16 protein-coding genes and 1 pseudogene are annotated in these 20,300 nt (G+C 64.6%); 6 read left to right on the top strand and 11 right to left on the bottom strand.

The annotated features are described in order from the left end of the window. Nucleotides 1-83: 83 nt before the first annotated feature. Nucleotides 84-767 carry a hypothetical protein gene (locus QFZ70_RS09370; protein WP_307095114.1) on the bottom strand — a complete coding sequence of 228 codons (684 nt, stop codon included), beginning with the start codon at nucleotides 765-767 and terminating at the stop codon, nucleotides 84-86. 371 nt (nucleotides 768-1,138) lie between these two features. On the opposite strand from QFZ70_RS09370, the gene QFZ70_RS09365 reads away from it, so the two are divergent. Next, complete coding sequence (locus tag QFZ70_RS09365; protein WP_307095112.1) at nucleotides 1,139-2,737, top strand: ABC-F family ATP-binding cassette domain-containing protein; 1,599 nt, start codon at nucleotides 1,139-1,141, stop codon at nucleotides 2,735-2,737. A gap of 7 nt (nucleotides 2,738-2,744) precedes the next feature. Here the strand turns inward: QFZ70_RS09365 and QFZ70_RS09360 are convergent, their stop codons facing one another. From QFZ70_RS09360 to QFZ70_RS09350, 3 genes are read right to left on the bottom strand one after another with little or no spacing between them, the layout of a single operon-like run. Beyond that, entirely contained in the window at nucleotides 2,745-3,620 is an 876-nt protein-coding gene (locus QFZ70_RS09360; protein ID WP_307095111.1) for an SURF1 family protein, read from the bottom strand. Next, nucleotides 3,621-3,890: a hypothetical protein gene (locus QFZ70_RS09355; protein WP_307095109.1), complete on the bottom strand. Its 270-nt coding sequence runs from the start codon at nucleotides 3,888-3,890 to the stop codon at nucleotides 3,621-3,623. It lies immediately after the preceding gene. Then, nucleotides 3,887-4,321 carry a DUF3099 domain-containing protein gene (locus QFZ70_RS09350; protein WP_307097843.1) on the bottom strand — a complete coding sequence of 145 codons (435 nt, stop codon included), beginning with the start codon at nucleotides 4,319-4,321 and terminating at the stop codon, nucleotides 3,887-3,889. Before QFZ70_RS09350 ends, QFZ70_RS09355 begins: the two co-directional genes overlap by 4 nt. A gap of 152 nt (nucleotides 4,322-4,473) precedes the next feature. Here QFZ70_RS09350 and QFZ70_RS09345 point away from each other — a divergent pair, with 152 nt between their 5' ends. Together QFZ70_RS09345 and QFZ70_RS09340 are read left to right on the top strand one after the other, a co-directional pair. After that, the gene (locus QFZ70_RS09345; RefSeq protein WP_163163647.1) at nucleotides 4,474-5,199 is read left to right on the top strand and encodes a beta-ketoacyl-ACP reductase; all 726 of its coding nucleotides are present in this window, start codon (nucleotides 4,474-4,476) and stop codon (nucleotides 5,197-5,199) included. A gap of 127 nt (nucleotides 5,200-5,326) precedes the next feature. Continuing rightward, entirely contained in the window at nucleotides 5,327-6,091 is a 765-nt protein-coding gene (locus QFZ70_RS09340) for an SDR family oxidoreductase (protein WP_307095107.1), read from the top strand. Between the two features lie 148 nt (nucleotides 6,092-6,239). On the opposite strand, the gene serB is transcribed toward QFZ70_RS09340, so the two are convergent. Beyond that, nucleotides 6,240-7,133 (bottom strand): phosphoserine phosphatase SerB, encoded by an 894-nt coding sequence (gene serB / locus QFZ70_RS09335; protein ID WP_307095106.1) that lies wholly within the window; start codon nucleotides 7,131-7,133, stop codon nucleotides 6,240-6,242. 242 nt (nucleotides 7,134-7,375) lie between these two features. Here serB and QFZ70_RS09330 point away from each other — a divergent pair, with 242 nt between their 5' ends. From QFZ70_RS09330 to QFZ70_RS09320, 3 genes and pseudogenes are all read left to right on the top strand, one after another. After that, complete coding sequence (locus tag QFZ70_RS09330) at nucleotides 7,376-8,161, top strand: ABC transporter ATP-binding protein (protein WP_307095105.1); 786 nt, start codon at nucleotides 7,376-7,378, stop codon at nucleotides 8,159-8,161. Nucleotides 8,162-8,177: 16 nt separating this feature from the next. Further along, nucleotides 8,178-8,964 (top strand): annotated as a pseudogene (locus QFZ70_RS09325) (sulfite exporter TauE/SafE family protein). A gap of 7 nt (nucleotides 8,965-8,971) precedes the next feature. Next, nucleotides 8,972-9,805, top strand: a complete 834-nt coding sequence (locus QFZ70_RS09320) for an RNA methyltransferase (protein WP_307095103.1) — start codon at nucleotides 8,972-8,974, stop codon at nucleotides 9,803-9,805. Here the strand turns inward: QFZ70_RS09320 and QFZ70_RS09315 are convergent. The 6 genes from QFZ70_RS09315 to QFZ70_RS09290 form a co-directional block, all read right to left on the bottom strand. Next, nucleotides 9,790-10,977 carry an acyl-protein synthetase gene (locus QFZ70_RS09315; RefSeq protein WP_307095102.1) on the bottom strand — a complete coding sequence of 396 codons (1,188 nt, stop codon included), beginning with the start codon at nucleotides 10,975-10,977 and terminating at the stop codon, nucleotides 9,790-9,792. The genes QFZ70_RS09320 and QFZ70_RS09315 overlap by 16 nt on opposite strands. Nucleotides 10,978-11,158: 181 nt before the next feature. Then, entirely contained in the window at nucleotides 11,159-12,322 is a 1,164-nt protein-coding gene (locus QFZ70_RS09310; RefSeq protein ID WP_307095100.1) for a pyridoxal-phosphate dependent enzyme, read from the bottom strand. 39 nt (nucleotides 12,323-12,361) lie between these two features. Further along, a complete protein-coding gene (gene sbnB, locus QFZ70_RS09305) occupies nucleotides 12,362-13,429 on the bottom strand; it encodes a 2,3-diaminopropionate biosynthesis protein SbnB (protein WP_307095099.1) in 1,068 nt (355 codons plus the stop codon). Further along, complete coding sequence (locus QFZ70_RS09300; protein WP_307095098.1) at nucleotides 13,426-14,427, bottom strand: TauD/TfdA family dioxygenase; 1,002 nt, start codon at nucleotides 14,425-14,427, stop codon at nucleotides 13,426-13,428. The genes sbnB and QFZ70_RS09300 overlap by 4 nt, the downstream gene beginning before the upstream one ends. After that, the gene (locus QFZ70_RS09295) at nucleotides 14,427-17,042 is read right to left on the bottom strand and encodes an amino acid adenylation domain-containing protein (protein ID WP_307095096.1); all 2,616 of its coding nucleotides are present in this window, start codon (nucleotides 17,040-17,042) and stop codon (nucleotides 14,427-14,429) included. Before QFZ70_RS09295 ends, QFZ70_RS09300 begins: the two co-directional genes overlap by 1 nt. A gap of 16 nt (nucleotides 17,043-17,058) precedes the next feature. Further along, on the bottom strand, nucleotides 17,059-20,253 hold the full coding sequence (locus QFZ70_RS09290; RefSeq protein ID WP_307095095.1) for a Pls/PosA family non-ribosomal peptide synthetase: 3,195 nt from the start codon (nucleotides 20,251-20,253) through the stop codon (nucleotides 17,059-17,061). Between the last annotated feature and the right edge of the window lie 47 nt (nucleotides 20,254-20,300).

Genomic DNA, 20,300 nt, shown 5'->3' with positions numbered 1-20,300 from the left:
AACTGCCACCGTGCGGATAGCCAGCACCCTGAGGCCGTCCACCATCGCGCTGCAACCCTTGTAGGTATGGAAGTCCAGTGTTTCTAAGACTTCGCCTCGTTCGTGGTCAGGGGCGGCAGGGCCAGCCGGTAGGTCCGGTCCTGCTGCTCGTCAGAGTAGTCCAGCTCCAGCTCCGGGGAATCGCGCGGCGCCAGGTAACTGATCAGTAGGTGCTCCGAGGAGTGCGGTGCTATCGGCCCGGGATTCCGGTCGGAGTCCTGCGGAGTAACCGTTACAGCCGACGAGCCCAGCTTCAACCGGAGCTGACCCGGACTGAAAAGCACCGGCTCAGCCCCGGCGTTCTGAAGTTGCACTTCGAGCAGCACGACGTCGGCCCAGGTGAGGTTAAGCGGTACCGGCCCCGCGGGGTCACCCAACGATCCGGCGTCGTGGCCATGTGCGTCGGCGCCGGGCTGTCCCGCAGTGCTGACACGCTGGATTCGCGTGCCGCCTCCGATGCCCCCACCGGACTTCATGCGCGAAGCAGCGGCCGCCAAGGTCTTGAAAGCCGGTTGCCCTTGGGCATCGAGCCGGGCAAGGCGTCCGGCCTGAACAATCGCCAGGGATCCAAATCCCGTGGCCACGCTGGTGGTTGTGTTCTGCGGATTGCGCCCGGCAACTCCATAGGTACCGCCGGCCAGCAGCAGGAAAGCGCCACCACTCAGCACCAAGCCGAACTGGCGGCGGCTTAGGCCTCGATTAGTGAAGTGGTTTGGTTGAGAATTCATGTCGTCTCCCATGTAGTCGCGGAGTAGGGTCATCCTGCTGGCCGGAAAGGAGGAGTGAGCGACATCGCGCCTCTTCCGCCGGTCTACTTGCCCTGATCCCGTGGTCTCAACACCGGGGCTCTAATGTTGTGCAAGTTTGACCTGCGGCGCTTGGGAAATCCTTGGCATGGTCCTGGACCGCTACGAGGTTCTTCCATAGCCGGAGCCGCCGCTGGCGCAATCAGCGCGCCTTGGCTGCCACTCTGCCGCGGTTCTGCGGAGAAGGCGCGGACGGTAGACTTGGATGGGCCGTTCTCCGGCCATTGCCGCCCACGCCCACCACAGACGCTCTGGGCTGCGGCTTATCCCTGCTGTGAAAGGCTTTACCTGCTGTGATTACTGTCCAGGATCTTGAACTGCGCGCCGGCGCCCGGCTCCTGATGGACCAGGTGAGCTTCCGCATCGACAAGGGAGACAAGATCGGCCTGGTGGGCCGCAACGGTGCCGGGAAGACGACGCTTACACGCGTGCTCGCGGGGGAGGGCCTCCCTGCCGCCGGTAAAGTCACCCGCACCGGCGAGATCGGCTACCTGCCCCAGGATCCCCGCACCCCGGACATGGAGCAGCTCGCACGGGACCGCATCCTGTCCGTCCGCGGCCTGGACATCGCCGTCGGCAAGCTCCGCCTCGCCCACGAAGAGATGGCCAGCGAGGATGCTGCGGTACAGCGCAAGGCGATGAACCGCTATGACCGGCTCGAGTCCGAGTTCCTGGCGGCCGGCGGTTACGCAGCCGAAGCCGAGGCAGCGGCAATCTGCTCCAACCTCGCCCTGCCGGACCGCCTGCTGAACCAGCCTCTCAAGACGCTGTCCGGTGGCCAGCGGCGCCGTGTGGAGCTCGCCCGGATTCTCTACTCCGACGCCGAGACCATGCTCCTCGACGAACCCACCAACCACCTCGACGCCGATTCCATCGCCTGGCTCCGTGACTTCCTGAAAAGCCACCAGGGCGGGCTCATCGTGATCAGCCACGACACCGAGTTGCTTGAGGCCACCGTCAACAAGGTCTTCCTGCTCGACGCCAACCGCGCGCAGATCGACTTCTACAACATGGACTGGAAGCGCTACCTCACGCAGCGCGAAACCGACGAACGTGCCCGCAAGCGCGAACGCGCCAACGCGGAAAAGAAAGCCCAGGTCCTGTTCGATCAGGCGAACAAGATGCGCGCCAAGGCCACCAAGGCCGTCGCCGCACAGAACATGGCCAAGCGCGCCGAGCGTCTGCTGAGCGGACTGGAGGCCGTCCGCGAGCAGGACCGGGTGGCAGCCCTGCGTTTCCCGGACCCGTCGCCCTGCGGCCGGACGCCGCTCACGGCCGAAGGCCTCAGCAAGTCCTACGGTTCGCTGGAAATCTTCACCGACGTGGACCTGGCTATCGACCGCGGCTCCAAAGTGGTCATCCTTGGCCTTAACGGCGCCGGCAAGACCACCCTCCTGCGGATGCTGGCCGGGGTGGACAGGCCTGACACCGGCGACGTTATCGCCGGACACGGCCTGAAGGTGGGCTACTACGCCCAGGAACACGAAACGCTGGACGTCGACCGTACCGTCCTGGAAAACATGCGCTCCGCTGCTCCCGACATGAAGGACGCAGAGGTGCGCGGCATCCTGGGCTCGTTCCTGTTTTCGGGCGACGACGTCGACAAGCCCGCCGGCGTGCTCTCCGGCGGCGAGAAGACGCGCCTTGCGCTGGCCACCATCGTGGCCTCCAGCGCGAACGTCCTGCTCCTGGACGAGCCCACCAACAACCTGGACCCGGCCAGCCGCGCCGAAATTCTGGGTGCCCTCAAGAACTACAGCGGCGCCGTCGTCCTGGTCAGTCACGACGAAGGGGCAGTAGAAGCCCTCAACCCCGAGCGTGTCGTCCTGCTGCCAGACGGCATCGAAGACCACTGGAACGAAGATTACCTGGACCTGATCACGCTGGCTTAGCCGTGCGCTAGAACCCCTGCGCGTCGAGCAGGGCGTCTTCTTCTTCTTCCGCCGTCGCCCTCTTCCGCTTCCGCGGGGCGGGCGGACGACGGCGGGCTGCGGCGGCAGCCGAGTGGAGCACACCCTCTGATGACTCGTCGCCGTCCTCGGCGTCAATTTCAGCGTTGCGGGCCTGCTGGCGGGCAGCATATCCGAAGCCCACGAACATCAGCACGCCGAACGCGAACCATTGCAGCGAGTAGGACAGGTGCGTGCCCTCCTCGGTGGAAGGCTTCGGGAACGGCAGCGGCATCTCCGCTGCTGGCGGAGTCTCGGAGGCGAGCTGGCCGTATGCCCCGGTGAGCAGGGGATACCCGAGCTGCGCTGAGTAGGCGGCGAGGTCGATGGAGGCCAGCTGGCCTTCCGGCGCGCCGCGCTGCAGTTCCGGCTCCGGATGCTTCAGCCGGACGACGGCGGTGATCTCACCTGCCGGAGGAGCCGGCACCGAGTCGGGGCTACCGGGATTTTTGTTGCCGATGGGCAGCCACCCCCGGTCAACCACCACGGTTTCGCCTGTTGACAGGCGGAACGGGACCACCACTTCGTAGCCCGGCTGGCCGTTGAGGGGACGGTTCCGAACCACGCGCTGCCCGTCGATGAGGTACGAGCCTTTCAACTCCACCTGGGTCCATTCCATGGCGGGGTCCAGGCGGTCGAACTGTTCCCTGGAATCAGCAAAGGGGATAGGGGCCGCCGAGTAGTTGGTGACAACCCGGTTGATCTCCGCCAGGGTCTCCGCGCGCCGGTCCATCTGCCAGCGGCCCAGGAAAACACAGGCGGAAGCGAAGATGGCAGCCAGCAGAAGGTAACCCAGCCACTTGCTGGAAAAGAGGAAACGGTACATTCAGTTGTCCTGCTCCAGGGAACCAAGAGGGGCAACAGCCTCAAGCACAACTGTTTCCTTCCAGAGCCCCCGCGTCTGCAGGTAGTCCTCCAGCCAGTCCCGGTGCTCTCCGCACGCCAGCCAGATCTTGCGGCGCTCGGGGGTGTGGATCTTCGGGTTGTTCCACAGGAGCTGCCAGGAGGCCTGGGACCGGCACGCCTTCCGGGAGCAGACCGCAGTGGCTTCCGCCGCGGTGGGACCCGCTCCTGCAGCGAAGTCGAAAATACTCATGATGCCCGCCGCTCCTGCCCGAATGGTGTTTCGTCGTCGTCAATAATCAGCTCGCCCTGCAGGACCTCGCTGCCGTGCTCGTCGTCGCCGGACGGAGCAGGCGGGCTTTCAATCTCTGCCAGGGGCGCAGAATCCAGCAGCAGGTCGCTGTGGCCTTCGGCCTTGTCATCGCCGTTGGCTATAACAACTGCAATCCAAGGCAGGAACACTGCACCGGCTACCGCAATAATCTTAAACCAGCCGTCCACCACAAAGATCATGATCAGGCACACCATGCGGATACCCATGGCCACCGCGTACTTGATCATGCGCTGGCGCATGTCCTCGGAATGGGCCGCGCCAGCGTCCGTGATGCTGTGAACTTCCGCGTCGCCGGAGAACCGCTCCGGCTCTCCGGGCGCGGTTTGTCCCGCATGGTTTTCAAGGGTCACGGCGATTATCACGCTCCAAAGGCTTGCGTTAATTCTCTCACCAACGGCAGTGGCACCCAAACCGGGCCGTGGGCGGACGCTAAGATCGAAGTCAGCCAAATCACCCCCTTCTACAGCGGCTCAGCGCGCCGCAGAAACCCGGAGCTTTTTACATGACTGAAGCAGCCACCGCCCCTCGCAGTGTCCTGATCACCGGCGGCAACCGCGGCATCGGCCTGGCCATCGCGGAAGCGTTTTTGGCCAACGGGGACAAGGTTGCCGTGACCTACCGCAGCGAGTCGAAGCTGCCGGAGGGAATCCTGGGCGTCAAGGCCGACGTCACGGATGAGGCGTCGGTGGACGCGGCCTTTAAGGAAGTGGAAGCTGCCCATGGCCCGGTGGAGGTCCTGGTGGCCAACGCCGGCATCACCAAGGACACCCTGCTGCTGCGTATGAGCGAAGACGACTTCACGTCGGTCATCGACACCAACCTCACCGGTGCGTTCCGGGTCATCAAGCGTGCCTCCAAGGGCATGATCCGCCTGCGCAAGGGCCGGGTTGTCCTGATCTCCTCCGTGTCCGGCCTGTACGGCGCTCCCGGCCAGATCAACTATTCGGCTTCGAAGGCCGGCCTGGTGGGGATTGCCCGCTCCCTGACCCGTGAGCTGGGTTCGCGCGGTATAACCGCCAACGTTGTGGCTCCTGGCTTCATCAACACGGACATGACCGCTGAACTTCCCGAAGCCACCCAGAAGGACTACCTGTCCAGCATTCCGGCAGGCCGCTTTGCCGAGGCCACCGAGGTTGCCAACGTGGTCCGCTGGATCTCCAGCGAGGAAGCCGCCTACATCTCAGGCGCTGTCATCCCCGTGGACGGCGGCCTGGGCATGGGCCACTGACCCCTTCCAGCGCACTAGGCGCGGGGTGCTTCTTTGTGGAGGTCACACAAGCGATTCATCAGCGACCGCTGGCATGATGGACTCCAGACCATCAGGGATTTAGACGTTATGAACAAAGGGAGCTCGTATGGGACTGCTGGACAACAAGACCGCCATCGTCACCGGATCATCACGCGGCATCGGCGCTGACGTAGCCAGGAACCTCGCAAGCCAGGGTGCCGCCGTCGTGGTCAACTACCGCCAGAAGGCGCCGCGCGCCAACAAGGTAGTGCAGGGAATTGAAGCCACCGGTGGACGTGCTGTGGCTGTGGGCGCTGATCTCACCACGCAGGAAGGTGTCCAGGCCCTGGCCTCCGCCGCCATGGAAAACTTCGGGACGCTGGACATCCTGGTGCTGAACGCCTCCGGCGGAATGGAAACCGGCATGGGCGAGGACTATGCGCTCAAACTGAACCGCGATGCCCAGATCAACATGCTGAACGCGGCAGTGCCCCTGATGCGTGAAGGCTCCCGCGTGGTCTTCGTCACCAGCCACCAGGCCCACTTCATCAACACCGTGCCCACCATGGAGGCCTACGAGCCCGTGGCCCGCAGCAAGCGTGCCGGGGAGGACGCACTGCGCGAACTCATCCCCAGCCTGGCCGAGAAGGGCATCTCCCTGGTGGTTGTGTCCGGCGACATGATCGAGGGCACCGTTACCGCAACCCTCCTGGACCGCTCCACTCCGGGCGCCATCGAAGCGCGCCGCGCGGAAGCAGGCAAGCTGTACTCCGTCGAAGAGTTCGCGGAGGTGGTGGCCGGGATGGTTACGGCCGACGTCGAGTCGGGCCACACCGAATACGCTGGCGGCGCAGACTACTTCGGCAAGGGCACCGGCGAGCCCGCGAGCTAGGCTCCATGCACACCGTGAGATGACACGTCGCGGCAATGTTCCTTCCGGACACTGCCGCGACGTCCCCGCCCGCCCCCTTACCTCGCATGCTCGGTCAGGGTACCCTGCGGGCGTGGGCCCATTCCGCGGTTAAGCGGTAAAGGAGGGATCAGACGCCGGCGATGTGGCGGACAGCGTCGAGGTACGGCATGGTGACGGCGGCATCAGCCACGGCGAGCACGGCTGGCTTGGCATTGAAGGCGACGCCGATTCCGGCAGCCCCGAGCATGTCCAGGTCGTTGGCGCCGTCACCCACGGCCACTGTGTGCTCCAGCGCGATACCCTCGCTGGCTGCCCACTCGCGCAGGTACTTCTCCTTCGCGGCCCGGTCCACCACTGCGCCCAGCACCTTGCCGGTCAGGACGCCATCGACAATCTCCAACTCATTCGCCTGCCAGTAATCCAGGCCCAGATCGCCGGCAATCGGCTCCAGGATCTGGTTGAACCCGCCCGACACTACAGCCACCACATGGCCCGCTGCCTTGAAAGCTGCCACGAGTTCGGCGGCCCCCTCGCTCAGCTTCACTTCTGTATAGACGGAATGGACGACGTCGGCCGGCAGTCCTGCGAGGACCTGGACCCGGGTGAGAAGGCTTTCGGTGAAGTCCACCTCTCCACGCATGGCAGCCTCGGTAACGGCGGTCACCTCTTCCTCCTTGCCAGCGTAGGCGGCAAGGAGTTCGATGACCTCGTCCTGAATCAGGGTGGAATCCACGTCCAGGATCAGGAGCTTGCGTTCGGCCGCGCGGAGGCCTGCAGGAACCAATGCGGTGTCGAGCCCGGTGATGGATGCCTCGGCTACGGCGCCCCGGAGCGCGGCGAGGCCTGCTTCAGTTGCGTCCGGAAGCTGCAGTTCAGCCACGTGGACCTGGTAGCGCGCGTCGCCATATTCGTTTTCGGACAGCACGTCGGCGCCCTGTGCCGTGAAGACGGAACGCAGCTGCTCCAGCGCGGTTGGGGTCACACTCAGGCCATAGCTGACGGCAGTCACGTTCGAAGTCATGCCTGCAATCTTAGTAGCGGGGGAGGCGCTCCTTGAATTTATTGCGCTGAATGGTGCTGCTCGAGCCACTTCCGCCAGGCCGTCCCGTGACTTCTATTCGCGGAACTGATCCTTCCCACGTTGGCGCGCAGCCCCGGGACAAGGCGCGTCGCTGGCGGGTCTTGACAACTGGCGAGCGGGCTTGCGGCGCCATGCGGCACCGGTTATCAGTCGGCCTCTTTTTTGTCCTAGTGTCTACTCCTATGAGTGATGTTCTGGAATTGGCTTCCGTCAGCGTTGTCCGAGGTAAAAAGACCCTGCTGGACAAGGTTGACTGGGAAGTCAATGAAGGCGAACGCTGGGTAATCCTCGGCCCCAACGGCGCAGGCAAAACCACCCTCCTCCAGATTGCCGCCGCGCGCATGCATCCGAGCAGTGGCAAAGCCGGGATTTTGGACGAGATCCTGGGCCGTGTGGACGTCTTCGAACTCCGCCCCCGCATTGGCCTCTCCTCCGCCGCCCTGGCAACCCAGATCCCGGAACACGAAAACGTCCTCAACGTTGTGGTCACCGCCGCCTACGGTGTCACCGGCCGCTGGCGTGAAGGATACGAGCGCGACGACGAGCGGCGGGCGTTCCGCCTGCTCAACGACTGGGGGATGGGCCCGCTCCTGAACAGGACCTTCGCAACGTTGTCCGAGGGTGAGCGCAAGCGGGTCCAGATCGCCCGCGCCCTTATGACCGACCCGGAACTGCTGCTGCTGGATGAACCCGCTGCCGGCCTGGACCTCGGCGGCCGCGAGGAGCTCGTCCACAAGCTCGGAGAGCTCGCCCGGGACGAGGCAGCACCCGCCATGGTCCTCGTGACGCACCACCTTGAGGAAGTCCCGCCGGGATTCACGCACGCCATGCTGCTGCGCGACGGCGGAGTGGTCGCCGCAGGTCCCATCACCGAGGTCCTGACCGCCGAACACCTCAGTACAACATTCGGGCTGGACCTGGACGTATCCGTCAACGCGGGCCGGTACACCGCCGTCGCCAGCCGCTAGGCAGCAGCGCAGCACCTTGGACCTTCTCAGCAGCATCTTTGTGTCCATCGCCGGCCTGTGGGCCGGCACCATCAACGCCGTTGTTGGCTCCGGCACACTGGTAACCTTCCCCGTGCTCATCGCTCTGGGGGTCACCCCCGTGGTGGCTTCCATGAGCAACGCCATGGGGCTTGTCTTTGGTACCGCGGCCGGCGCCTTCGGCTACCGGCGTGAACTGAAGGGCCGCGGCCGGCAGCTCATGCGGCTGCTCCCTGCCTCGCTCCTGGGCGGCGTCTCCGGCGCATGGCTGCTCCTGCACCTGCCCGAGAAAGTTTTCCACTACGTTGCGCCCGTCCTTCTGGTGCTGGCCCTCCTGATGGTGGTGTTTCAACCGCGCATGCAGGCCTGGGTCCGCAACCGGGAGGAGAACCCGGAGCACGCCGTGCGGGACAAGCGCCACGGTGTCCTCCTGGTGGTCCTGGTCTACCTCGCCGGTGTTTACGGCGGCTACTTCGTAGCTGCGCAGGGAATTCTGCTGGTGGGCATCCTGGGGGTCTTCCTCACCGGCACCATCCAGAACGCCAACGCCATGAAGAACATCCTGGTGCTCGGCGTAAACCTTGTGGCCGCCGTCTCCTATCTACTGTTCGCGTTCGACCGCATCAACTGGCTCGTGGTGCTGCTGATCGCTGTCAGTTCGAGCATCGGCGGCATCCTGGGCTCCAAAGTGGGGCGGCGGCTGTCCCCGAAGGTGCTGCGCGCCGTGATCTTCGTCCTGGGGCTGGTGGCGCTGGGAGTTCATGATCGCGAATCTGCTGAAATAATCACTCGGTGACAATCCACTATCTCGAATCTGCCGCCGACCCCCGGGTGTCCGACTACACCCAGCTCACGGATGTGCACCTGCGCAAAATCCGGGAGCCCGCGGAGGGCATGTATATCGCCGAATCCTCCCGCGTGCTGCGCCGCGCCCTGGCCGCGGGGCACCAGCCCCGGTCCTTCTTCCTCGCGGAAAAGTGGCTGGACGACCTTCAGGACATCCTCGGTGCCTACCCCCACGTCCCGGCCTTCATCGGCAGCGCGGCCCTGCTGGAGGAAATCACCGGTTTCCATCTTCACCGCGGTGCCATGGCCGCAATGCAGCGCCCCGCGCCGGTACCGCTGCCGGAACTGCTGGTCAGTGCGCAGGAGTCCGAGGGCGGCCGTGCACGAGGGCGATCAAGGATCGCGATCCTGGAAAACCTTACGGACCATACAAACGTAGGTGCGGTTTTTCGCAGCGCCGCAGCGATCGGCGTCGACGGCGTACTGGTGACGCCGCAGTGTGCCGACCCGCTCTACCGCCGCTCGATCCGCGTGTCGATGGGCACGGTCTTCCAGGTGCCATGGACGCGGATCGAATCGTGGCCGGCCAGTCTCGAACAGCTGAAAGAGGCGGGGTATTTCGTTGCAGGCATGTCTCTGGGGGAGGGGGCCATCACTCTTGATGAGCTGGTGGCCCAGGATCATCAGAGTCTGGTGTTGGTCTTCGGTACTGAAGGTGACGGGCTAAAGCCCGAGACTGAGCGGTTGCTCGACGCGCGCGTGACGATTCCGATGATGAATGGCGTGGATTCGCTGAATGTTGCCGCCTCATCGGCGGTTGCGTTCTATGCGACCCGGTAGGCGGAACTGCCCCGACTGCGGTCCCCAGCTTGGGCCTTCACAAGCGCCGGCGTTTCATTGTTCGCGGCAGTGCCCGAACCGAGGTAGCGCTCGATGCTGACGGGGCAGTGGCCCAGCCCGCCGCCTTGGCCCCGGCGGCGGAAGTTGATGACCTGGCCGGTCCTGCCGCACCCGCAGGTGCCGGTCTCGACGTCGCCCATGTCGTCGGTGAGGAGGAAACCGGGGTAGCTGGTGCTGAGGGCGTCCAGTACGGCGATGGTGCCGGTCTCCCCGGAGGCGACCTCCCGGCCGCTCTGGCCGGGGTCCCGGATGGAGATGTAGCACCACGGCGGGACGTGCTTGCGATGCAGGTGGCACTCCACAGCGAGCATGTTCGACTCGACCATCCCATACATGTCGCGCACGTTCACCGCGCGCACGCCGAGCAAGTCGTGGCACCGCTCCCGAAAGTCTTCATCAGGGATGGCCTCGGCTGTATGCCGCTTCCAGCCGCCGAGAGTGATGATCATGCTGAACGGGTCCAACCGCACACTGATATTCTCCCGCTCAAGGAACCGGAGGAGCCGGTCGACGAGGAACGGCGGACTGACGATGTGGCGTGTCATGTGTCCCTCCCACCGGCGCAGGTGCTCCAAGGCCTCCCCGGCGTCGAACGCCTGGTCGGCAACGAGATATGCGTGGTGGTCGAAGACGCTGTTCAGGATGTTCAAGTCCTTGAGCAGTCCCATCTCCGAGGCTTCGGGATCCGACGGGTTCAAAAAAAGTCCCGCGCCCCCGGACAGGTTGAAGAACGCCCGGTAGGTCCCGATCAGGGCGACCAGCGCCAGGGTCAATGTCTCGCTGTTGCGGGGGGTGACGGACTGGACACCGCGGGTCCCGCTGGAGCGGGATTCGGTCTCGACATCTGCCAGGGAGCAGGTGAGCAGCACCTTGGCGTCGGGACGCTTGAACATGCCGGCCGGCAAAAGTGGCAGGGATTGCAGGTCGTTGAGGTCGTTGATCGTGGCGGGGTCGACTCCCAAGGCGTCACATTGGGCGCGGTAGAAGCCGTTTCCGGCGTGGTGGTAGATCGCGGCGTCCCGCAGGACGTCGGTGACCGACCGTGCCCAGTCCTCAGGGGACTGGACGTAGGCCTTGGACACATTCCCCAGCATCTGCGGTAGGGAGAGCATTGTGTCACTCCTCAGTTTGCTCGGTCGTCGCATGGATGGGAACGAATTGTTGGACTCGATTGGCAGGACGCGCGCGTTGGCAGTCTAGTCATCGGTGGTATGGCTGCTTGCCGGCATGAGACTGCTCCTTATTGCGTCATCTCTTCCTTTCTTGCGCCATGGGTCACTTACAGAGATCCCGTTACAGGGGAACCCTTCCGAATGCTTCCCGTACGTCATCCAGCCGGTCGGCCACTGCGACCCTGCCCCGGCTTGGGGAGCCCGCCGCCTTGATCTCGCGGCCGGTGACCAGCACGACGACGCTTTCATTGCCGTCCACCAACCCCTCACGCAGAGCACTCCGCAAGCCCGCCAGCGAGGCTGCACCGGCCGGCTCCGCACCGACGCCCGCCGTCGAGGCCAGCAAACCGACAGCGTCCATGAGCTCAGAATCGCTCACCGCGACCATCGCGCCGCCACTGGAACGTACGGCTCGGAGCACGGCATCGCCGATGGCGGGCCGCAGGACGGCGATCCCGTCAGCCAACGTGGACCCCGGGTCCAGTTCGTCAGGTGCTGGATCGGTCCCCTGCCAAGCGCGCACGAGCGGTTGGCAGGCCCGAGCCTGCACACCGACCAGGCGGGGCATACTGGCGGCAACTCCACACGCAACCAACTCGGCGAAGCCCTTTTCGAGTGCGGCGAGAGTGGGACCGTCCCCCACCGGAGCGATCATCACGTCCGGCATCCGGCGGCCAAGCTGCTCCCAGACCTCCAGCGCCACGGTCTTCTTGGCTTCGGTCGTCAGGGGATTCACTCCGGTGTTCCGGTCCACCCACCCGAACTCCTCGACCGCTGCGCGAGACAGGTCGACGGCGGCCGCGTAGCCATCAGGCACCTGGAACACCCATGCCCCGGCCTGAGTCATCAGTCCGAGTTTGTCCTCCTGACAATCGATCGATACAAAGATGGCTGCACGCATTCCCGCGGCTGCCGCCCCGAACGCCGTCGCAACTGCGGCGTTGCCCGTTGAAGCCGTCGTGATGGTGTCCAAGCCGTGCCGCAACCCGTCCTCAATCACCAGCGCAGTAGCCCGGTCTTTGTTCGACGCCGTAGGGCCGCGGGTCTCATCCTTGAGCCACAGGGACGGTGTCCCCAAGGCGGCTCTTAGCGCCGGGGCCGGAAGCAGCGGCGTGCCTCCGATAGGCAGGGGATAAGCCACCGGCCCATCGGACATGGGCAGGAGGTGGCGGTACCGCCACATCGTGAATGCTCCAAGCCCCTCTTCCGGAACCAAACCGGGACCATAGTCGTACTGCAGCCACTCGCACCCGGAGGTACGTACTGAGCCTGTCACTCTGCCCATGCCGCAGATGCCTCCTCTCGCGGGTCCGGGCGTTCCACGTTAGCCATACCGACGCAGCTCCGAGAAGAAGTCGTCGATTACGCCGAGCTGGCCGCTACGGGCAACTTCGTCATAGACGTACTTACCCAACGCCAAGTCGAGCACGCCCAGGCCGAACGGTGAGAACACCACCGGGCGGTCGTCCGCCAGCGAGACACTGCCGGCCATGACATCGGCCAGGGTGCCGTCCACGAAGTCCCGGTGACCGACCATCTGCTCCACGAGGTGGGCAGACGTTCCGGCCTTCAGGCAGTGGTCGATGTCGTCAAGGATGTTGGTCGACGCCAACAGGATCTCCGGGGCGAGGTCGCGCAGGGACACGTGAAGTACCAGCGGGTTGTGCTCAAACCACGCCACCTGGTGCACGTGCGGCTGGCCCGCTATGGTAGCGAACACGATTACGTCGCTGCTCCGTATCAGTTGTTCGGGACCATCATGAACCGTCACGCGGGCCGCCGTGCCGCTGCGTTCAAGGTAGCCCTTGAATCCCTCCGCGCTTGCGCCCAAGAGGTCATACACCCCGATGTCATCAAAGGACCAGCCGGATGCGTCCAGGAAGGTATGGATGTAGCGGGCAATGAGGCCGACCCCGAAGAACCCGATGCTCCGTGGACGTCCTCGTCCGCGGCTGAGCCAGTCCGCGGCTGCGGCAGCCGACGCCGCGGTCCTGGAGGCGCTGATGATGGAGCTCTCCATGCAGGCGAAGGGGTAGCCCGTTGCCGGGTCATTGAGTATCAGAACCGCGGAGGCGCGGGGTATCCCCAACGCCACGTTGTCCGGGAAGCTGGAGACCCACTTGATACCGTCGACTCCTACGTCACCTCCAACCGAGGCGGGCAGGGCGATAATTCGCGCGGAGGGCCGGTCCGGAAAGCGCAGGAAGTATGACGGAGGGTTTACCGAGTCGCCAGCTGCGTGCGTCCGGTAAGTCTGCTCGACCAGTTCGATCACCTGCTTCTCACGGCCCCTGAGCACCTCCTGCACCTGTGCCCCGGGAATGACCGCGAACGGCGGGACCGTTTTCGGCTCAGACGCGGGAGCTGCCGGGGTAATCGCGTAGTCGGTCATCGGGCACCATCCTCAGTAACAAGGTCAAAGACATTGCGGGGCTCGGCCATGCCGACCAGTACCTCCCGAGGCCCCTCATAGGCCTCCCGGCTGTGGGCCATGCGGATGTTGTCGACCAACATGAGGTCGCCGGACTCCCAAGGGGTCCGCAGCGTGTTTGCCTCGTAGACGTCGTTCAAGAGGGCAACAATGTCCTTGCCTATAGGTTCCCCGTTGCCGAAGCGGGTATTGAAGGGCAGCCCGTCGGCACCGTAGACGTCGACGAGGTACTCCCGCACTTCGGGGGCGATCGTCCATTCGCTTAGGAAAGCGATCTGGTTGAACCAGCAGCGCTCGCCCGTCAGGGGGTGCCGGACTACGGCGGGGCGCCGTTGCCGCGTGCGGAGCTCTCCGTCGGGCTGCCACTCGAACTCAATCGCGTGGGCGCGGCAGTACTCCTCGACGGCGGCGCGGTCGTCCACCCCGAACGCTTCCTCGTAGCTGGCCCCGATGTCCTCGTTGTAGCTGCGCGTGAGCAGCCACCCCTCGCTTTCGAACCGCTCGACGATGTCCCGGGGCAGGGCGTTGAGCACTGCGCGGGAGTCCGCCACGCCGGTCACGCCACCGGCGCTCGGAGCCTGAAGGCAGCCGAAAAGCATCAGACCGGGGAACTCGAGCGCGTAGCTGAGCTCGTGGTGCATGCACATGGACTGGTTAGCAGGCCACTTCAGGGAAGAGTAGACGCCGTCGAGATAGGGCTGCCGTGCGGCAAAAGCCTCCCGGTCCGGCATGAGGCCGCCCGGGACCAGCCCATGAAAGACATCCGCAACTTCGGCCGGATCCCTGAGGGCGAGGCCGCGTACCAGCACAGCGCCGTGCTCCGCTACCGCCATGCGCAGGGACTCCTGGTGCTGTTCGGCCCACTGGACGGGATCGTGGCCGTATTCCACGGCGAGCATCTGTGGCTGGCCGGCTTGGCGTTCAAGGTCAAACCCAATTCTGGGTGAAGGCGAAGACATCAGAGGTCCTTTCGTTTCACGGGTAGTGGGTGGCAATGGCCCACCGGTCCTCCCACCGGGGCCACGGAATCGGGCTCCGCGGCGGCTGGCACCGGACGCAGTGCGGGCGGAAGGGCAGTGTCTGCCAAAGAGGAGGCCTCAAGCAGGGCTGCCAGGTCCGACAGGACGGGCGTCTGCAGGATGTCCTTGATCGACACAGCACGCTTGAGCAGTACAGCGAGTTTCACTGCGGACAGCGAGGTCCCACCCAGCGCAAAGAAGGAATCCTGTCCACCGATCCTGGCGGCGGGCAGTCCGAGCACCGTCGCCCAGGCCTCCGCGAGCCGCTGCTCGGTGGCCGACAGGGCGTCAGTGGCCTGGCCGGCCTCGGGAACGATTTCCTGCGCCATGCCGGCTAGGGATTTCCGGTCGATTTTCCCGTTGCCGGTCAAAGGCAGGCTCTCCTGCCACCGGTACGCCGACGGGACCATGTAGTCCGGTACTTGCGACGCCATCTGCTTGCGCAACTCGGCGATCTCGAGTGGCCGTCGGCCCGAGTAAAAGGCCACGAGGAACTTAACCTGATCCGCGCCCTCCCCGACGACGACAGCGCCGTCGCGAACTTCAGGCACTCGAAGCAGGGCATTCTCGATCTCTCCGATTTCGATCCGGAATCCCCTGATCTTCACCTGGTTGTCGCGCCGTCCCAGGAAATCGAGCTTTCCGTCCGGCATCCACCGGCCATAATCGCCGGTACGGCAGACGCGCTCACCGGCACGGTTCGGGTCTGGGCCGAACATCGCGTCGGTTCGCTCTGCATCGTTGACGTACCCGCGGCCCACACACACGCCAGAGAACACAATCAGCCCAGGCGCCCCGAGCGGTACCGGACTGCCGTACTCGTCGACCACGTCAACGTGTACATTGTTGATCGGCCTTCCGAGGGGCACCCGTGGCCCTGCCGGGGCCCGGTCCATAATCTCGTGGACCGCGTCGTCCGACGTCTCCGTGAGCCCATACGTGTTGACGACCGGAACATCAGGGTAGAGCGCGAACCAACGCTGGACGAGCTCCTTCTTCAGGAAGTCGCCGGTGGGGCACACGCAGTGCAGGTCCGGCAGCTTCCGTGGGTTTTGCTCCAGGAAAGACACAATGACCTCAAGGTATGACGGAACAACCTGAATCACGCCTGCCCGCCCATCCAGAACCGTGTCAACGAACCGCTCGACGTCGAGAATCGCGTCCTGGTCGACGAACAGGGTCCGCCCGCCGACGAGCAAGGCTGCCACCAGCTGCCACACCGAGATGTCGAAGCATTGTGGACCGGTTTGAGGGATGACCTCGCCTTCGCGCACTCCGAGGTCGTCGATTTTGGCATAGATGTGGTTCAGCATCCCGGCGTGCTCGCACATCACACCCTTCGGCTGCCCGGTAGACCCGGACGTGAACAGGATGTACGCGAGCTGGTTCGGGGCAACGACCACGCCGAGGTTCCCCTCGGCGTGGTCCTCGGCGGCGAGTACTTCGACGAAAAGCTCCTCCACGTCCGGCAGGGTGGCGAGCGCTTGGTCAAGCGTCGCGGTACTGGCGCGCTCTGTAATGACAAGTGGTGACTCCGCCCGCGATATGGCCGTGGCCATGCGCTCGGGCGGGAAGTGCGGCTCGAGCGGTAGGTACGCGAGCCCGGCTTTCCAGATGGCCAGAACGGTCACCATCCAATCCAAATTGCGCTCCATCACTACGGTGACCACTGTCTCGTGGTCGAGTCCGCGAGCCTGCAGCGCCCTGCCCAGCCGGTTCGCCCGGGCGTTCAGCTCGCGGTAGGTCAGGCTGCATTCGCCGTGAATGGCAGCGACGGCCTCCGGATCGGACTCGGTTCGCTGTTCGAAGATCTCGTGCACCCGCAGGTCCGGTAGCTCCCGCCTGGGCCCCGCCAACTCCTCCAGTTGGAGTCGCAATTCCTCAGGGGCGAGCAGGCACACGCGGTCATGATCTTCGTCGGTGTGCGCCGCGATGGCTCTCAAAGCAGCCACGTGGTAGCCGGCAATGCGCGCTGCGGCGGTAGCGTCGAGAGCGTCGCTGCGATACCGCAGCTGCAAACGGGCGCCGGTGATGCCCTCGGATATCATCGCCACCTGCAGAACCGTGTCCTCGGTCAGCTCCCTCAGGGCGTCCCGCGGGTCGAACACGGTCTCAAAGAGCGGGCGGCTCAGGTTTAGCTCCAGGCAGAGGCCGTCGAGGAGATCCTCGTAACCTCCGGCCTCAAGGTGCTGGCGGCACTCCCGCTCCCGGCGACCCACTTCCACCAGGAGCGCCCGCCAAGACGTTGGTTCGGTGGTCAATCGGCAGGGCAGCGGCTGGTGCCCGGGAGCTACTGCATACCCGATGACGATTTCCCGCTCCCCTGCCAACACTGCGACCACTTTGGCGTGGGCGGCCAGCAACAGAACGTCCAGGGTCGTCCCAAGGCTGTCCGCCAGGCGACGTAAGGTCCCTACAAGATTATGAGGGAGGGTCTCGTGGTGCTCGTCCAGTCCGGGGTGGGGATTTAGGGTCCATCGCGGGACGGCAGTGTGCCCGCCTCCGGCGAGCATGCCCCGCCAGAAGTCGCGTTGCTCGTCAGTCAGCACATCCATATTGTGGTCTCCTCGATCAATACGTTGCGACTGCACCTGCGGCGCCGCCACTCGAAGCTGGTGAGGCAGTGCCGATTGGCAGCGCCGGCAGGCCAGAGGTCGAAGCGCTCAATACTTCGGCAGGATTGCCTCCCCAACGCTCGAAGGCCGGGACCTCCCCGCCCTTCATCAGGAAGGAGTCCGGGGCGAGCACCACTCCGTCGCCCATGGTGACCCCGTAGTGCACCATCGTCGCTACGCCGAGCGTGCAGCCCGAACCGATTACGGTGGCGTCGGATTTGAACGCGTAATCCTCCTGGGAGTGGCACTGGATGTACGACCCGGCGTTGAGTATCACGTTGTCTCCCAAGGTGACGATGTTCTTCTCGGACATCCCGGCACCATCATCGAATAGTCGCTTACCCACACGGACGCCGACGAGCCGCCAAGTGGGTCCCTTGAAGGGCGTGCCGCTGAGCAGCCTGTGCACGTTTGCCCGGGCGCACAGCTTGAAGAAGCGTTCAGTCCGCCAGAAGTCAATGTCGTAGATTGAGCAGTGCTTTGGCCGTACTCCGTGGAATCCCGTGGATGCCCGCTCGACGAAGGCGAAGTACAGCACAGTGAAAACCAGCATCACCACGGGGAGTCCCATGATCGCGAAGGCGCCGAATTGCTGGATCAGGTCCACGGAGGTCAGCGAGGCCAGCAGCACCACGAAGGTGTAGAACCAGCGTGAGAGCAGGAACAGCGCCATGCTCACCAGGTTGTGCCGGTTCTTGGCGGCGAGCCGGCGAGGGAACTCGTCGTCGTGCGCCATACGGATGAAGGCGCTGTCCCGTTGCACCGTTCGGGGAATTTCGAAAGCAGGTGATCCGAGCAGGCCGATGCCCTCCCGGATCTCTCCGTCGATCGGGACGAGGGCCTTTGTCGCGATGAGGCAGTTGTCGCCCACCTTGCCCTGCGGGGGGTAGACGATGTCGTTGCCGAGGAAGCTGTTCGCGCCAATGGCGCTCCGCGACACGCTGAAAGCCGTGCTGGAGTAGTTGGCGTTGATGAACGAGAGGCCAGCCGCGACGACGGTTCCCCGGCCGACCGCGCTCAGATAAGGGTTGTCGTGCTTCACCTCGGTGCCGAAGTTGGAACCGGTTTGCACCACGGGGGAGAGCTTGTATCCGAGGGACAGCAGGTAGTGAACAATGAAGGAGCTGTCGCCGAATAGCTCGTGGAAGAACTTCCGGTTGGTGATGCGCCCGATCGCCCGGTGCAGGACGTAGTGGATACCGTACAACGGGTAGACGCGGTCCGGTTTGAGCGCAAGGTTCAGTAGTCGCGGGACGGTCATGACGAAGATCAGGCTCACGATCATCGCGCCCAGGAATAGCGCCAAGGACAGCCCCAGGACGACACCCAGGAAAGACCAGCTGGCGAGTGACAGGTGAGGTGTGTCCAAAAGCTCCCGGGTCCACGGCACCTCGACGATGACCACAGACAGGAAAGTGAAGGCCACAGGCACCGTTATGAGCAGGCGGTTCGCCAACTGCAGGACCGCGAACCTTGCCCTCCGCCAAGTGCCGCAGGGAGCCGGGGGTACCATCCGGTAGTCGGTGCTCGTTAGCCTCGCCGGCGATCCGTTCCAGCTCTCTCCGGCGGGTACTGACTGGCCCTCGTGGAGGGACGAGGCGTGGCCCAATTGGGCCCCGTCGCCGAGCGAGGTGCGGATATCGAGCACCGCCTTCTCACCGATGAGGACATTCCCGCCTATTGACACCGGGCCCGTCTGGATCACGCCGTTGATGGCGCGGTACCCGCTGAGGAAGGTTTCTTTGTCGATAACCGTGTGCTCGCCGATCGTGAGCATGTCGGTACAGACTGGCATGTGACGGGTGAAGACGACCGCGCCCTTTCCGACCTTGGCTCCCAGGGCGCGCAGGTAGAGCAGGTACAGCGGGGACCCGGCAAAGAGGACCAGCGGGTTGGCCATCACTGCCGTCTTGACGAACCAGAACCGCACGTAGGCCAGGCTCCAGATGCGAATCTCCTGGGGCCTCCAGCGACCGATGAGAACCCATTTGACCAGGATGGGCAGCGTGCACATGGTCACGAAGGTCACGGCACCGAAGCCGGCGCCCCTTACATAGTGGTCGGGCAAAGTATTACCCGCCCAGACCCATTCCAGCCCCTTCTCGAAGATCACTGCGTAAAGATAGGTGTAGGCAAGGAAGATCAGCACCTGCAGCATGCCACACGTCAAGTACTCGGTTGTCGTGGCCGGAGTTACCACCGCGGGGACGGCCCCGTGTCGCCCTTGCCCCGCGTTGTTCGCAGAGGTCGCCTCGGGTGCGGGATCGGGTGACGCTTCCGGTAGTGCTCTGCGTGAGGTGGGTGTACCGGCAACCGCAGGCGGGCTGGACGGCGCCGGGTCCGCCGGTGCCAGGGCCAAGGCCAGCGCCGAGATCGTCGGGGTTCGGTAGATGTCTTTGATCGATACCGGCGGCAGGTCTGGGTGCTTGCGAACCCGGGCACAGAACTGTGCCATCACGAGCGAGTCCGCGCCCAGGTCGTTGAAAAAGTTGGCGTCAGTGGAGACCTGTTCACGGCCCAGTACGCCAGCCAGCAACTCGGCTAGCCGGATCTGCACAGATGCGGACATTGATTCCGCCGCAGGCGCCGGCGTTTCTGTTGGTGCCAAAGCCGCTGCCAGAGCGCCGATCGTGGGGTTCTGGTAAATGTCCTTGATGGACACCGGCGGCAGGTCCGGCTGCTTGCGCACCCGGGCACAGAACTGTGCCATCACGAGCGAGTCCGCGCCCAGGTCGTTGAAAAAGTTGGCGTCAGTGGAGACCTGTTCACGGCCCAGTACGCCAGCCAGCAACTCGGCTAGCCGGATCTGCACAGATGCGGACATTAATTCCGCCGCAGGCGCCGTCGTTTCTGTTGGTGCCAAAGCCGCTGCCAGAGCGCCGATCGTAGGGTTCTGGTAGATGTCCTTGATCGACACGGCGGGCAGGTCCGGCTGCTTGCGCACCCGGGCGCAGAACTGCGCCATGACCAGAGAGTCCGCGCCCAATTCGTAAAAGAAGTTGGCGTCCACGGGGACATCGTCCTTCTTCACCACCGATGCGAGCAGATCCGCCAGCCGGCGCTCCAGGACAACGTCCGCACCCGTAGCCGGCGTGGCTGGAGGGCCGTCCCCGGCCGAAGCCGCGGTTGCCTCAGGAACAGGAGGACTCATGGGAGGGATGAAACGCGGAGTTCCCTGAAGGTTGTCGATACGCATGT

The organism is Arthrobacter sp. V1I9 (assembly GCF_030817075.1).
Taxonomy (GTDB): domain Bacteria; phylum Actinomycetota; class Actinomycetes; order Actinomycetales; family Micrococcaceae; genus Arthrobacter.
This window is presented reverse-complemented; position numbering and strand designations above follow the sequence as displayed.

Bases quoted from the DNA above. Each gene is read 5' to 3' on its own strand.
- QFZ70_RS09370 (WP_307095114.1), bottom strand. From the start codon at position 767: ATGAATTCTCAACCAAACCACTTCACTAATCGAGGCCTAAGCCGCCGC.
- QFZ70_RS09360 (WP_307095111.1), bottom strand. From the start codon at position 3,620: ATGTACCGTTTCCTCTTTTCCAGCAAGTGGCTGGGTTACCTTCTGCTG.
- QFZ70_RS09355 (WP_307095109.1), bottom strand. From the start codon at position 3,890: ATGAGTATTTTCGACTTCGCTGCAGGAGCGGGTCCCACCGCGGCGGAA.
- QFZ70_RS09345 (WP_163163647.1), top strand. From the start codon at position 4,474: ATGACTGAAGCAGCCACCGCCCCTCGCAGTGTCCTGATCACCGGCGGC.
- QFZ70_RS09340 (WP_307095107.1), top strand. From the start codon at position 5,327: ATGGGACTGCTGGACAACAAGACCGCCATCGTCACCGGATCATCACGC.
- serB (WP_307095106.1), bottom strand. From the start codon at position 7,133: ATGACTTCGAACGTGACTGCCGTCAGCTATGGCCTGAGTGTGACCCCA.
- QFZ70_RS09330 (WP_307095105.1), top strand. From the start codon at position 7,376: ATGAGTGATGTTCTGGAATTGGCTTCCGTCAGCGTTGTCCGAGGTAAA.
- QFZ70_RS09315 (WP_307095102.1), bottom strand. From the start codon at position 10,977: ATGCTCTCCCTACCGCAGATGCTGGGGAATGTGTCCAAGGCCTACGTC.
- QFZ70_RS09310 (WP_307095100.1), bottom strand. From the start codon at position 12,322: ATGGGCAGAGTGACAGGCTCAGTACGTACCTCCGGGTGCGAGTGGCTG.
- sbnB (WP_307095099.1), bottom strand. From the start codon at position 13,429: ATGACCGACTACGCGATTACCCCGGCAGCTCCCGCGTCTGAGCCGAAA.
- QFZ70_RS09300 (WP_307095098.1), bottom strand. From the start codon at position 14,427: ATGTCTTCGCCTTCACCCAGAATTGGGTTTGACCTTGAACGCCAAGCC.
- QFZ70_RS09295 (WP_307095096.1), bottom strand. From the start codon at position 17,042: ATGGATGTGCTGACTGACGAGCAACGCGACTTCTGGCGGGGCATGCTC.
- QFZ70_RS09290 (WP_307095095.1), bottom strand. From the start codon at position 20,253: ATGAGTCCTCCTGTTCCTGAGGCAACCGCGGCTTCGGCCGGGGACGGC.